The organism is Prolixibacter sp. DSM 2831 (assembly GCF_056493735.1).
In genome coordinates, this window is sequence record NZ_CM151379.1 from 4,102,728 (window position 1) to 4,116,398 (window position 13,671).

13 protein-coding genes are annotated in these 13,671 nt (G+C 46.2%); 12 read left to right on the plus strand and 1 reads right to left on the minus strand.

Features of this window, described 5'->3' with window-relative positions; translation table 11 throughout:
* Positions 1 to 23 precede the first annotated feature (23 nt).
* The 12 genes from dnaJ (at position 24) to AC060N_RS17000 (ending at position 11,691) form a co-directional block, all read left to right on the plus strand.
* Positions 24 to 1,175: a molecular chaperone DnaJ gene (gene dnaJ / locus AC060N_RS16945; protein ID WP_479524809.1), complete on the plus strand. Its 1,152-nt coding sequence runs from the start codon at positions 24 to 26 to the stop codon at positions 1,173 to 1,175.
* A gap of 315 nt (positions 1,176 to 1,490) precedes the next feature.
* A complete protein-coding gene (gene hisG / locus AC060N_RS16950) occupies positions 1,491 to 2,357 on the plus strand; it encodes an ATP phosphoribosyltransferase (protein ID WP_479524810.1) in 867 nt (288 codons plus the stop codon).
* An 11-nt stretch (positions 2,358 to 2,368) separates the two neighbouring features.
* Complete coding sequence (gene hisD / locus AC060N_RS16955; RefSeq protein WP_106540279.1) at positions 2,369 to 3,655, plus strand: histidinol dehydrogenase; 1,287 nt, start codon at positions 2,369 to 2,371, stop codon at positions 3,653 to 3,655.
* 3 nt (positions 3,656 to 3,658) lie between these two features.
* On the plus strand, positions 3,659 to 4,696 hold the full coding sequence (gene hisC, locus AC060N_RS16960; RefSeq protein WP_479524811.1) for a histidinol-phosphate transaminase: 1,038 nt from the start codon (positions 3,659 to 3,661) through the stop codon (positions 4,694 to 4,696).
* Positions 4,697 to 4,719: 23 nt separating this feature from the next.
* Positions 4,720 to 5,838, plus strand: a complete 1,119-nt coding sequence (gene hisB, locus AC060N_RS16965; protein WP_479524812.1) for a bifunctional histidinol-phosphatase/imidazoleglycerol-phosphate dehydratase HisB — start codon at positions 4,720 to 4,722, stop codon at positions 5,836 to 5,838.
* 496 nt (positions 5,839 to 6,334) lie between these two features.
* Positions 6,335 to 7,219, plus strand: a complete 885-nt coding sequence (purU, locus tag AC060N_RS16970; RefSeq protein WP_479524813.1) for a formyltetrahydrofolate deformylase — start codon at positions 6,335 to 6,337, stop codon at positions 7,217 to 7,219.
* 138 nt (positions 7,220 to 7,357) lie between these two features.
* Positions 7,358 to 7,801 carry a TlpA family protein disulfide reductase gene (locus tag AC060N_RS16975; RefSeq protein WP_281351397.1) on the plus strand — a complete coding sequence of 148 codons (444 nt, stop codon included), beginning with the start codon at positions 7,358 to 7,360 and terminating at the stop codon, positions 7,799 to 7,801.
* Positions 7,802 to 7,832: 31 nt separating this feature from the next.
* A complete protein-coding gene (hisH, locus tag AC060N_RS16980) occupies positions 7,833 to 8,441 on the plus strand; it encodes an imidazole glycerol phosphate synthase subunit HisH (RefSeq protein ID WP_479524814.1) in 609 nt (202 codons plus the stop codon).
* A 12-nt stretch (positions 8,442 to 8,453) separates the two neighbouring features.
* Complete coding sequence (hisA, locus tag AC060N_RS16985) at positions 8,454 to 9,185, plus strand: 1-(5-phosphoribosyl)-5-[(5-phosphoribosylamino)methylideneamino]imidazole-4-carboxamide isomerase (RefSeq protein WP_479524815.1); 732 nt, start codon at positions 8,454 to 8,456, stop codon at positions 9,183 to 9,185.
* 3 nt (positions 9,186 to 9,188) lie between these two features.
* Positions 9,189 to 9,941 carry an imidazole glycerol phosphate synthase subunit HisF gene (gene hisF / locus AC060N_RS16990; protein ID WP_479524816.1) on the plus strand — a complete coding sequence of 251 codons (753 nt, stop codon included), beginning with the start codon at positions 9,189 to 9,191 and terminating at the stop codon, positions 9,939 to 9,941.
* A 50-nt stretch (positions 9,942 to 9,991) separates the two neighbouring features.
* Complete coding sequence (gene hisIE / locus AC060N_RS16995) at positions 9,992 to 10,591, plus strand: bifunctional phosphoribosyl-AMP cyclohydrolase/phosphoribosyl-ATP diphosphatase HisIE (RefSeq protein WP_479524817.1); 600 nt, start codon at positions 9,992 to 9,994, stop codon at positions 10,589 to 10,591.
* 206 nt (positions 10,592 to 10,797) lie between these two features.
* Positions 10,798 to 11,691, plus strand: coding sequence for an N-acetylmuramoyl-L-alanine amidase-like domain-containing protein (locus AC060N_RS17000; RefSeq protein WP_479524818.1), 894 nt, complete (start codon positions 10,798 to 10,800; stop codon positions 11,689 to 11,691).
* Positions 11,692 to 12,241: 550 nt separating this feature from the next.
* Here the strand turns inward: AC060N_RS17000 and AC060N_RS17005 are convergent.
* On the minus strand, positions 12,242 to 13,660 hold the full coding sequence (locus AC060N_RS17005; protein ID WP_479524819.1) for a glutamate synthase subunit beta: 1,419 nt from the start codon (positions 13,658 to 13,660) through the stop codon (positions 12,242 to 12,244).
* Between the last annotated feature and the right edge of the window lie 11 nt (positions 13,661 to 13,671).

The window sequence follows — 13,671 nt, forward strand, 5'->3', positions numbered from 1 at the left end:
ACTGACAGGAAAGAAATCGGATAATGGCAAAAAGAGATTATTATGAAGTTTTGGGGGTTAGCAAAAGTGCCAGCCCGGAAGAGATAAAAAAAGCCTACCGAAAAAAGGCGATTCAGTTCCACCCCGACAAAAACCCGGGTGACAAAACGGCTGAAGAGAATTTTAAAGAGGCTGCCGAGGCTTACGAGGTACTAAGCAACCCCGAAAAACGTCAGAGATATGACCAATTTGGACACTCCGGACTTGGCGGTGGTCAGGGCGGATTCAGTGGCCACGACATGTCCATGGACGATATCTTCTCCATGTTTGGTGATATTTTTGGTGGTGGATTTGGCGGTTTTGGCGGATTCGGCTCCGGAGGCGGACGCACGCACCGTCGTGCCAACCGTGGCTCTAACCTTCGGGTGAAAGCCAGCCTGACGCTGAAAGAAATAGCACACGGCACAGAGAAAAAAATCAAGGTCAAGAAATACGTCACCTGTGACAGTTGTCACGGTAGTGGAGCAAAAGGCAGCGATGGTTACAGTAATTGTTCCACCTGTCATGGTTCAGGCCAGGTAACCCGTATCAGCAACACCTTCCTCGGCCAAATGCAAACCACTTCCACTTGTCCGACGTGTGGTGGCGAAGGCCAGATTATTACACACAAATGTGATAAGTGCCACGGCGAAGGAATTGTCAGAGGTGAAGAGGTTATTAACATTAAAATACCCGCAGGCGTGGCCGAAGGAATGCAGCTTTCCGTTAGCGGAAAAGGAAACGCGGCCCGTCGTGGTGGTGTTCCCGGAGACTTGCTGGTACTTATCAACGAAGTGAAACATCCGGAACTGATTCGGGATGAAAATGATTTGATTTACAACCTGTATTTGTCATTCCCCGATTTGGCTTTGGGAACAACATCCGAAATTCCAACGGTTGATAACAAGGTGAAGGTGAAAGTTGACGCCGGAACACAACCGGAAAAAATACTTCGCTTACGCGGAAAAGGATTACCCGATCTGAACGGCTATGGCAAGGGCGATTTGCTGGTTCGCATTCACGTTTGGGTTCCGAAAAAACTGAGCAACGACGAAAAGAAACAACTGGAAAAACTCCAGGAATCGGATAATTTCAGTGCGAAAAATGCCGCTTCGGAGGACCGGAATTTCTTTGACAAGGTAAAAGATATGTTCTGATAAGAGAAGGCAACTGAATGGTTGCCTTTTCTTTTTGAATAAGAGTAATGTTTATGATTAATACTCCATCGTTATTTTTTCGCATTAATTAAACATTAAAATACCTCCATTATTTTCGTTTGCTGTTGTACCGTTTTTATAAAATACGTATCATTGCAGCAACAATAAGATTATGAACAACGCAATCTTCCATTACGGACATCATCATTTCCTGCTAAAAGGTAGGCCGTAATTGGAATGTCAAAAAATATTCATTAAAATTAACAGGCTTACCTTGAATGAGGTAAGCCTTTTTTTTACATCTAAAAAATCGACATGGACTCAACATTACGCATCGCGATTCAGACCAAAGGCCGATTGAATGAAGACTCAGTCGGTCTGATTAAAGAAACCGGTATTGACCTGATCTCCGGCAAGAGAAGACTCATCTCGGCAGCTAAAAATTTTCCCATGGAAGTTTTGTACCTTCGGGACGATGATATCCCACAGTCAGTTGCTGACGGCGTGGCTGACATCGGAATCGTTGGATTGAACGAAGTGGCTGAAAAAAAGCAGCAGGTGGATATCATCAAGCATTTGGGGTTCAGCAAGTGCCGCCTTTCACTGGCCATCCCTCAATCGCAGGTGAACGAGTACGAAGGTCCGGAATGGTTCAACGGAAAGAAAATTGCAACTTCCTATCCGGAAATCCTCAAGGATTTTTTGGCTGAGAAGAAAATTGATGCTGAGATTCATGTCATTACCGGTTCCGTGGAAATCGCACCCGGCATTGGCCTGGCTGACGCCATTTTCGATATTGTCAGTTCTGGAAGTACATTGGTAAGTAACCGCCTGAAAGAGGTCGAAGCGGTGATGAAATCCGAAGCTGTTTTGGTGGCTAACCCACAACTTTCCAAAGAGAAACAAGGTATACTCGATGAATTGATTTTCAGAATCGAGTCGGTGGAAATGGGTAAAGGCAAAAAATATATCCTGCTAAATGCCCCGAACCACAAAATAGATAAGATTGTTGAAGTGCTGCCCGGAACAACTTCACCAACTGTGATGCCCCTGGCGATTGAAGGCTGGAGTTCACTGCACTCGGTAATCGATGATAACGAGTTTTGGGAAGTCATCGGTAACCTGAAGAAAAACGGGGCAGAAGGCATCCTGGTGGTACCAATTGAGAAAATGATATTATAAAAATTCTTTCGATGCAGATTTACAATTATCCTCTTTTTAATACGTGGCCCAAAATTCTCTCGCGCCCGGCTAACAACTATTCTTCGATCAACAGCACGGTCAGGATGATTCTTGACAACGTGAAAAAGAAAGGTGATGCTGCTGTTCGTGATTATACACGACGTTTCGACGGAGCCGACCTCGAAGAATTCAGGGTGAGCAAGGATGAAATGGAGAAGGCTGCAGGTTTGATTGAGCCTGAACTGAAAGAGGCTATTCAGAAAGCGGCGAAGAATATTCTCGCTTTTCACGAGATACAAAAGCCGCCTATGCGGATGATTGAAACAGCACCCGGTGTGAAGTGCTGGCAGAAATCTGTGCCGATCGACAAGGTTGGACTCTATATTCCCGGCGGATCAGCACCGCTGTTCTCAACCGTTCTGATGCTCGGAATTCCGGCCCAGATTGCCGGTTGCAAGGAAATCGTTCTTTGCACACCTCCCAACGAAAAAGGTGAAATTCACCCGGCCATCCTGTTTGCTGCCGGTCTGGTCGAGGTTTCCAGAATTTATAAAATCGGTGGTGTACAGGCTATCGGTGCGATGGCTTACGGAACTGAAACGGTTCCCCGCGTCTTCAAAATATTCGGTCCGGGCAACTCCTGGGTGACGGCTGCCAAACAGATTGTCTCTGTAAATGACTGTGCGATTGACATGCCGGCTGGTCCTTCGGAACTGGCTGTAATGGCTGATGAGTCGGCGGACCCGGAATTCATTGCTGCCGATTTGCTATCACAGGCTGAGCACGGCCCCGATAGCCAGGTTGTTCTGGTTACCACAGAAGAACCGCTAATCAGCAAAGTCATGCAGGCCATCGACCGGCAACTTTCGGAACTACCACGCGCGGCTATCGCCACCAAAGCGTTGGAAAACAGCCGGGCTATTTTGGTAAACGACGAAGAGCAGATGATTGAGCTAATCAACTTCTACGCACCGGAGCACTTAATCATTGCGACCCGGAATACAACGAACCACGCCGACCGGATAACGAATGCCGGTTCCGTATTCCTGGGTAATTTCACTCCCGAAAGTGCCGGCGATTATGCTTCCGGAACGAACCACACGCTCCCAACACAAGGATGGGCACGCTCATTCAGTGGATTGAACCTTGAGAGTTTCTGTAAGAAGATTACTTTCCAGGAAATATCGAGAGACGGCATCCAACAGCTGGGACCTATCATCGAAGCAATGGCCGAAGGAGAATTGCTCTATGCCCATAAGAATGCAGCAACCTTGCGTATCAACTCCAGTGAATCATAGAAAATGACATTCGATATACAAAATCTGTTGCGGGACAACATTCGGAAATTGAAACCTTATTCATCTGCTCGCGATGAATTTTCGGGCGAGGCAGCCGTATTCCTCGACGCCAACGAGAATCCATTTAATGCTCCGTACAATCGGTACCCCGATCCACGGCAAACGGAACTAAAAAGCAAAATTGCTCCGGTAAAAAAAGTGCCAGCTGAAAACATCTTCCTCGGTAACGGAAGCGACGAACCCATCGATTTGCTAATTCGGGCGTTTTGTACTCCCGGGAAAGACAATATTGTTGCCATCGCTCCCACTTACGGCATGTATCGCGTGGCTGCCGATGTAAACGATGTGAAAGTTATCGAAGCACCGCTGAATACGGACTATACACTTTCGCCGAAGACGGTATTGGGCACGGTTACAGCCGATACAAAAATGATTTTCCTCTGCTCCCCCAACAATCCTACCGGGAATGCATTGGAGAAAGAGGCCATGCTGGAAATCTTGAATAACTTCAATGGTCTGGTCATTGTCGACGAAGCGTACATTGATTTTTGTCCGGAAAAATCGCTGCTTCCCGAGTTGCCGGAACATCCTAACCTGGTTGTATTGCAAACCTTCTCCAAAGCATGGGGAATGGCAGGTATCCGGTTGGGTATGGCATTCGCCAGTAAGGAAATTATCGACGTACTCAATCGCATTAAATATCCGTACAACATCAACATTCTGACCCAGTTAAAAGCAATCGAGCTGATTGAGCTGGAGAAAGAAAAATCGGATTGGGTTAAAATCCTGGTTTCCGAAAGGGAAAAGCTGGCTGAAAAGCTACGGGAGTTCCCGTTTGTGGTGAAGGTTTATCCCAGCGATGCCAATTTTCTATTGATAAAAACACACGATCCACGCGGAATTTATGATTACCTCGTTGAAGAGAAAATCATTGTGCGCGATCGCTCCGGAGTTGCGCTTTGCGAAGGTAGCCTGCGCATCAGTGTTGGTTCAGAAATGGAAAACCAACGACTAATTGAAGCACTGGAAGCGTTAGTTTGAAAAGCTTTCAATATCATCTGAAAATGAAAAAGAAAAAAGTACTATTCATAGACAGGGACGGAACGCTGGTAGTTGAACCGCCGGAGGATTACCAGTTGGATTCGTTGGAAAAGCTGGAATTCGTACCGGGCGTTTTTCGCAACCTGTATAATATCCGGAACCTACTCGACTTCGAATTGGTGATGGTCACCAATCAAGATGGTTTGGGAACGGATTCATTTCCGGAAGAAACATTCCATCCGGCTCACAATAAAATGTTGAAGGCTTTTGAAAACGAGGGCATCACATTCGACGAAATTCATATCGACCGGACTTTCCCGGAAGAAAATGCGCCTACAAGGAAGCCGGGAACAGCCCTGCTGCAGAAATACTTTAGCGAAGAATATGATCTGCCCGGCTCTTTTGTCATCGGCGACCGGCTAACCGACGTAGAATTAGCCAAAAACCTTGGAGCCAAGGCTATCTTCTTCTCCGATAAGGAAATCGATGATGAAGTGTTGAAAGCTCATTGTGCATTGACCACCAATAGCTGGGCGAAAGTTTTCCAGTTCCTGGCAACAGGTGAACGAACAGCTACCATTGAACGGGAAACCGCCGAAACGAAAATCAGTATTACCGTCGACCTCGACGGCTCCGGCAAAGGAAATATCTCAACGGGTCTGGGATTTTTCGATCACATGCTCGACCAGATCGCCCGCCATTCCGGTTGCGATTTGACAATACATGTGAACGGTGATCTCGAAGTAGACGAACATCATACCATCGAAGATACCGGCATTGCTTTGGGAAATGCCTTCCGGCAAGCACTGGGAGATAAGCGTGGAATAGAACGTTACGGTTTTTGTCTTCCGATGGACGATTGCCTTGCCCAGGTTGCACTTGACTTTGGTGGCCGATCTTGGCTCTTATGGGATGCTGAATTCAAGCGGGAGATGATTGGTGATGTTCCCACAGAGATGTTCTTCCACTTTTTTAAATCATTTTCCGATGCTGCCCTGTGCAATTTGAATATTAAAGCGGAAGGAACAAATGAACATCATAAAATAGAAGGAATTTTTAAAGCATTTGCCAAATCAATCCGGATGGCCATACGAAAAGATCCAATGAAAAATTCATTGCCATCGACAAAAGGGATGCTTTAGGTTTTCGTTTTTTATGTTAACATAAAAATACTTCATCCCAAAGAAAGGCACATTCACCACATAAAAACGGTCGTTCATCAAAAAATTTTGTTCAAAAGGAAAAGGATCGCTTAATTCGGTCTCAGAACCAAAACCAGTTAAGATAACGGAGTTGACGAGTTCGCTTTCGCACAGAAACTGAAAAGCTCGTCGACACAATCCGTAACAAAAACATCCATTTATGGTAGTTACCGCCCAACTAGCCGGCGGTCCTACCATCCGGATGCGAAAAGATTCTGAAACCACCATAGCTGGTTGTTTACGATACAAACACTCAGATTCGCATTTAATATATCCTTTTCCACCATTTTACAAAAGCTTCCTGAAAAACAGGAAGCCTTTTGTTGTGCCCGTTTCGTTTTAAATTGGGGTTAAATTTTGGATGTAAAACTCTTAAAATTTCTATCTACCCTTGGTTTTTCTTTATTTTAATAGGTACAAAACAAACTTAGCTTTCGTGGAAAGTATCAAATCAATACACACCGAGAAAAACACCGCAATTCTTCTCATCCACTGCCCTGACCAACAAGGCATTTTGGCTGCGGTTACTGAATTCCTGAACCGGAATAAGGGTAATATTATCTACCTCGACCAGCACGTCGACAGGCAGGAGAAGTTATTCTACATGCGGGTTGAGTGGGAACTCGACGGATTTGTGATTCCTCGCGAGAAGATTGCCGAATACTTTGGAACGCTGGTAGCCGGCCGTTTTGACATCACTTTCTGGCTCCACTTCTCGGACAAACCTCCGCGAATGGCTGTTTTTGTGTCCAAGCTTTCTCACTGTTTGTTCGATATCCTCGCCCGGTATACTGCCGGTGAATGGGACGTTGAAATTCCACTCATCATCAGCAACCATGAAAAGCTGGCCCCGGTCGCTCAACGATTTGGGATTGATTTCGAATGTCTTCCGATTACGAAAGAAAATAAAGCCGAGCAGGAACAGAAAGAGTTGCAACTGCTGAAGGACTACGACATTGACTTTGTGGTATTGGCCAGGTATATGCAGGTGTTATCTGATGAATTTGTCAAACACTACCCCAACAAGATCATCAACATTCACCACTCGTTTTTGCCGGCATTTGCAGGTGCGAAGCCTTATCACGCGGCTCACGCCCGCGGTGTCAAAATTATTGGAGCGACCAGCCATTATGTAACCCCGGAGCTGGATGCAGGCCCAATAATAGCTCAGGACGTGGCGCGTATTTCTCACATCGACACCGTGAATAGCCTGATGAGGAAAGGACGTGACCTGGAAAAAATTATTCTGAGCGAAGCTGTCTACAAACATCTCGAACGAAAGATTCTTGTATATAATAACAGAACAGTAGTATTTAACTAACATCCTCCTACAATGAAACACATTTCAAACCAATTTCGATTAACTTTTTTAGTTCTCTTAATTTCTTTGACGTCCAAAGTTCAATGTGCTACCACAATAGCGCAACACAAGCAAAAAGTTCCAGCTGCCTATGGTTACATTCTTCAGCCTGGCGATCAAGCTCCTATATTTTCAATGACGCTGACCGATGGTACCAAAGTTTCCACGAACGACTGGAAAGGCAAAGTGGTGATGCTCCAGTTTACAGCGAGTTGGTGCGGTGTTTGCCGTCGCGAAATGCCCCACATTGAGAAGGAAATCTGGGAAAAACACAAAGATAACCCCGATTTTGTCCTTATCGGAGTGGATAGAGACGAACCGCTGAATGTTGTCAAAAGGTATGCTTCCGACATGAAAATCACCTATCCGTTAGGACTGGATCCCGGTGCTGATATTTTCGGACTATTCGCAGACAAAGATGCGGGTGTCACCCGGAATGTCATCATTGGAAAAGATGGAAAAATAGCTTACATGACCCGTCTTTTCAAAATGGATGAGTTCAATCAGATGAAAGAAGTCATCGACTCGTTACTGAAACAATAAGTCTGTTATTTGACAAAACTATACTCTTTAAATGGACGTAGCCATTATAAAATACAATGCCGGAAACATCATGTCGGTTGAGCTGGCGCTGAAACGACTGGGCGTAAATGCAACCATTACGGCCGATCCGGATTTCATCCGCAAAGCCGATCGGGTTATTTTCCCCGGGGTTGGCGAAGCGTCGACCACCATGGCCTATTTGCGGGAACATAACCTGGATCGTCTCATCACCAGTCTGAAACAGCCTGTACTGGGCATCTGCCTCGGCCTTCAACTCATGTGCTCACACAGCGAGGAAGGCGATGTGGATTGTCTCGGTATTTTTCCCGAAAACGTGAAAAAATTTATTCCGGCTCCCGGGCAAGAATATGTTACCAAAGTCCCGCATATGGGATGGAACAGCATCAGTAACCTGAAAAGCGACTTGTTCGATGCTTCGTTGGAAAATCAATATGTCTACTTTGTCCATTCGTATTATGCAGCTGCCGGCGACGATACCGCGGCAACCTGTAATTACATTACACCGTTCAGTGCCGCTTTGCAGCGCGACAATTTTTATGCAACCCAGTTTCACCCCGAGAAAAGCGGACCAATCGGTGCCCGGATTCTCGAGAATTTTATCAACCTCAAAGCCCATTAAGGAGATAGTACCATGATTGAAATTATTCCGGCAATCGATATTATCGATGGGAAATGTGTCCGTCTGAACCAAGGCGATTATGCACAAAAGAAGGTGTACAACGAAAATCCGCTGGAAGTGGCACGTTCGTTTGAAGATGCCGGATTGAAACGACTTCACCTGGTTGATTTGGACGGCGCCAAAGCCAGTCACATTGTCAACCATCAGATCCTGGAAAGCATTGCCACAAATACATCACTAACCATTGATTTCGGCGGTGGGCTCAAATCAGACGAAGACCTGCGGATTGCTTTCGAGTCCGGCGCTGCGATGGTGACCGGTGGCAGCATTGCCATTAAGTCACCCGAAGTATTCCAGTCGTGGCTGGAAAAATACGGCAACGAACGAATTATTCTGGGTGCCGATGCGCACAATCGGAAAATTGCTGTCTCGGGCTGGCAGGAAACCACCGATGCCAATATTCTGGATTTCATCGCCCTTTGGCAGGAAAAAGGAGTAACTCAGGTCATCAGTACAGACATCAGCCGCGACGGTATGCTTTCCGGACCGGCTATCGATCTTTATCGCGATATTTTGAACCGAATACCGGAATTGTACCTGATTGCCAGTGGCGGCATCAGCTCGATGCAGGATATTCTGGATTTGGATGAAGCCGGAATTCCCGCTGTAATTACCGGGAAAGCGATTTATGAAAACCGGATTTCGCTGAAGGAAATCGGGCAATATTATGCGAAAAACAGCTAATGCATGCTTGCAAAACGAATTATACCATGCCTCGATATCAAAGACGGACAAACCGTTAAAGGTGTCAATTTTGTCAACATCCGCAACGTAGGCGACCCGGTGGAACTGGGTGCTTTGTATGCCGAACAGGGTGCTGACGAACTGGTTTTTCTGGATATAACAGCAACCCACGAAGGCCGAAAGACCTTTGTCGACCTGGTGAAACGGATTGCCCGCGAAATCAATATTCCCTTCACGGTAGGTGGAGGAATCAGCGAACTGGAGGACGCCGACAAACTGCTGGCAGCAGGTGCCGACAAGATTTCCATCAATTCCTCAGCTGTACGAAATCCCTCATTAATTGATGACCTGGCAAAGAACTTTGGAAGCCAGTTTGTCGTTGTAGCTATTGATGCACGGAAGAAGCCGGAGCATTGGGCTGTCACCGTGAATGGTGGGCGCATTGAAACCGACAAAGAGCTTTTTAGCTGGGCTAAAGAAGCCGAAAGCCGTGGAGCCGGAGAGATTCTCTTTACCTCGATGGACCACGACGGCACGAAAAACGGATTTGCTAACGAGGAGCTGGCCCAATTGTCCGAAAGTCTTTCTATCCCAATTATTGCATCGGGCGGCGCGGGGAACATGGAGCACTTCGTCGATGTGTTTACCAAAGGAAAAGCCGATGCAGGACTGGCGGCCAGCATTTTTCACTTCCGTGAAATTGCCATCCCCAACCTGAAAAGCTACCTGCGTCAACAAGGGATTGTTGTCCGGTAACACCGGGAAATAAATGAATTAATTCTACTTCGAAAATAAGGAACAACAAAATGGAACTTGATTTTGAAAAAGCCGGAAACGGATTGATACCGGCGATAATACAGGATAATGTGACCAACAAAGTTTTGATGTTGGGATTCATGAATAAAGAGGCCTACGACAAAACGGTAGCCGAAAACAAAGTCACTTTTTTCAGCCGCACTAAAAACCGACTGTGGACCAAAGGGGAAGAATCAGGCAATTTCCTGCACGTGGTTTCCATCCAGTCCGATTGTGATGATGACACACTGCTCATCAAAGTGAATCCGGCCGGACCGGTTTGTCACACCGGAACCGACACTTGCTGGGGCGAAGTGAACCGCAGCGACGACTTCATGTTCCTGAAAGAGTTGCAGGATTTCATCGACAAACGCAAAGAAGAGATGCCCGAAGGTTCGTATACCACTTCTCTCTTCCAGAAAGGGACTGCAAAAATTTCGCAAAAAGTGGGCGAAGAAGCCGTTGAAACGGTGATTGAGGCCATGGCGAACAACGATGAACGTCTGTTGTACGAGTCAGCCGACCTGATGTATCACCTGATTGTCTTGCTAACTTACAAAGGCTACCGCCTGGAAGACATCGCCCGGGAATTGAAAAAGCGGCATAAATAACGAAGACTGCTTTAAATAAGACATACAGTTCGTCGCCAGCACATACCATGAAAGTGTTTAATTTTCATGGTATTTTGTTTTCCGTTAACCGGAAATAACCTTTCGCTTTCATCAAATTGCGAAAGAGTGGTTGTTTTCATCATCATGTTCATTAACTTCAACGAATGTTTTCGTTTACTGAAGATCCTCAAGCTAAAACAATACGTATGAAACGGTCTCTTAAGTATTTGCTGCTAATTGCCGTGCTGGCAGTTCCTTTTGTTACCAAAGCAGCTTCCCCTAAAGACACGACGAATCCCACATCGGACGTGATTTATTCTGACCAGGATAAAGTGATTCTCGACCGGATTTTTCATGACCTGGAGCCCAAAAAAGATTCCTCGATGGGACAGTTGATGGTAATGGTCGGAAAAGAATTTCTGGGCACGCCGTACGTTGCCCACACACTGGATAACCGCGATAAAGAAGAGTTGATTGTCAACCTGCGGGAACTCGATTGTACCACTTTCGTGGAAAACTGCCTGGCGATTGCCCGGACCATCAAGAGTGGAAAACCAACATTCAGAAAGTTTACACGCGAACTGGAAAATGTCCGTTACCGCAATGGCAAACTGGACGGTTATCTCAGCCGGTTGCACTACTTCAGCGATTGGATTGCCAATAACGAGAAAAAAGGATTGGTAGAAGATGTAACCTACCAACTTGGCGGAACACCCGACCCGCTCAATCTCAACTTCATGAGCACGCACGCCAACCTTTATCCACAACTAAAGAAACATCCGGAGTGGGTTCCGCAAATGGCCGAACGGGAAAAAGAAATTTCAGCCCATTCATTCTACCTGATTAAAAAACAGGATTTGGAAGAAGCCGAATCGGGAATTCAGGACGGTGATATTGCTGCCCTTACCACAAATATCAAAGGGCTCGACATCTCCCACGTAGGCATCATGGTGAAAGAGAACGGAAGAGTGCATCTTTTACAGGCCTCTTCACTCGCCAAAAAAGTAATCATCGACCCAACACCGCTGGCCGACTATCTGGCCCCCCGAAAAAGTGCTTCGGGCATTATGGTGGTCAGGCCGCTGTCGCCAAAAGATTGACAATATTGAGAAGCAACAGGAAATCCCGGGAAAAACTTCCGGGATTTTTTGATGACCACCGTTCTTCTTTTTTTCACTCACCCAAGCCATCGGTACCAAGAACATCAGAACATCCCGAAAAATCGTCAAGACTTTATTTTAATACATCAAAATATTTTTCTAAAACGTCAAGACATTTCTGACAAAAGATCTAAGCATTTCTGCAAAAATGTCAAGACATTATTTGAAAAGATCAAGACATAATTTTAGGAGGTCCGTATTTTTTTAAATAAAGTCCGGACTTTTTAAAAAAAGATAAGGACCTTCTTTCCATCAGATCGGGATTTTCTTTCGATCAGGTCCGGACATGGTTGGAAAAAGATCGGGACTTTATTACAAAAAGATACGGACCTGTTTAAAACGAGACCCGGACTTTCTTAAGAACAAGCTATTTCATACAAAAAAACTGAGGCCGCCTCTTTTGAGACAGCCTCGTTTTTTACTAATTCAAAATTCAACAAGTCAATCAATAAATCTGATTAATACATATATTCTTTTTGCATTAGGGTGCTTAATCCTGCATGAGGTATTCGTTAATCTTTCCGGCAGCATCGCGACCCGAACGAATGGCGTGAACAACCAGGCTGGCTCCACGGGCTACATCGCCTGCGGCAAACACTTTGTCAACCGAAGTGGTGTTGGTTACCGCTTTCACGTTTCCACGTTCGTCATATTCAACACCCAATCCGTCCAGCAAACCTTCGTGAACCGGAGATACAAATCCCATTGACAGCAATACCAAATCGGCTTCAATTAATTCTTCCGTACCCGGAATTTCTTTCATCTGGAAACGGCCGTCGATTTTTTCCCAAACCACTTCCACGACTTCTGCTCCGGTTACCCGGCCTTCTTTACCAATCAAACGTTTGGTGGCCAATGCCCAGCGCCGCTCGCACCCTTCGAGGTGCGAACTCGACGTACGAAGGGTATTCGGCCAGTAAGGCCATGGGTTGGTGTCGGCACGCTTTTCAGGCGGCTTTGGCAAAATCTCGATTTGTGTTACCGACGCAGCCTTTTGGCGAATGGAAGTTCCCACACAGTCGGAACCGGTATCACCACCTCCGATAACGAGCACTTTCTTATCCTTGGCAAGAATGCGTTCCTCGTCAGAGAATACTTCCCCACGATTGACTTTATTCTGCTGCTTCAGAAAGTCCATCGCAAAGTGAACACCTTCCAAATCACGTCCCTCTACAACCAAATCGCGGGGCTGCATAGCTCCCACTGCCAGACAAACGGCATCGTAGTCCTTCAGTAGTTGCTCGGGGGTAATGTCTTTTCCAACTGTTGTGTTGGTTTTGAAGTCGATTCCTTCGGTAACGAAAAGATCCAACCGTCGATCGATAACGTTCTTGTTCAGTTTGAAGTCCGGAATACCATAACGAAGCAATCCTCCAATAGCATCGTCCTGCTCGAAAACGGTAACAGAGTGACCGGCCTGATTCAATACATCAGCTGCAGACATTCCTGCAGGGCCGGAACCAATTACGGCAACTTTCTTGCCGGTGCGTACTTCCGGAACACGAGCCTGCACATATCCCCGATCGAACGCCTGTTCTACTACCGAAGCCTCGTTTTCCCGAATCGTAACCGATTCTTCATGAATGGCCAACACACAGGATTTTTCGCAGGGTGCCGGACAAACGCGACCGGTAAACTCAGGGAAGCTGTTGGTTGACGAAAGGATATCGTAAGCCTCTTCCCATTTCCCCAGGTAGATGGCATCCTGCCACTCAGGAATTTTACTGGTTACCGGGCAAGCCCAGTGGCAAAACGGAATGCCACAATCCATACACCGGGAGGCCTGATCTTTCCTATCCTTTTCGTTCAGGGTCTGTTCAACCTCGCCAAAATCGTATATTCTTTCTTTAACGGGACGGTACCCGCTCTCTTTTTTCGGTATCTCAATAAAACCTTTTGGATTTCCCATGATGAAGATTT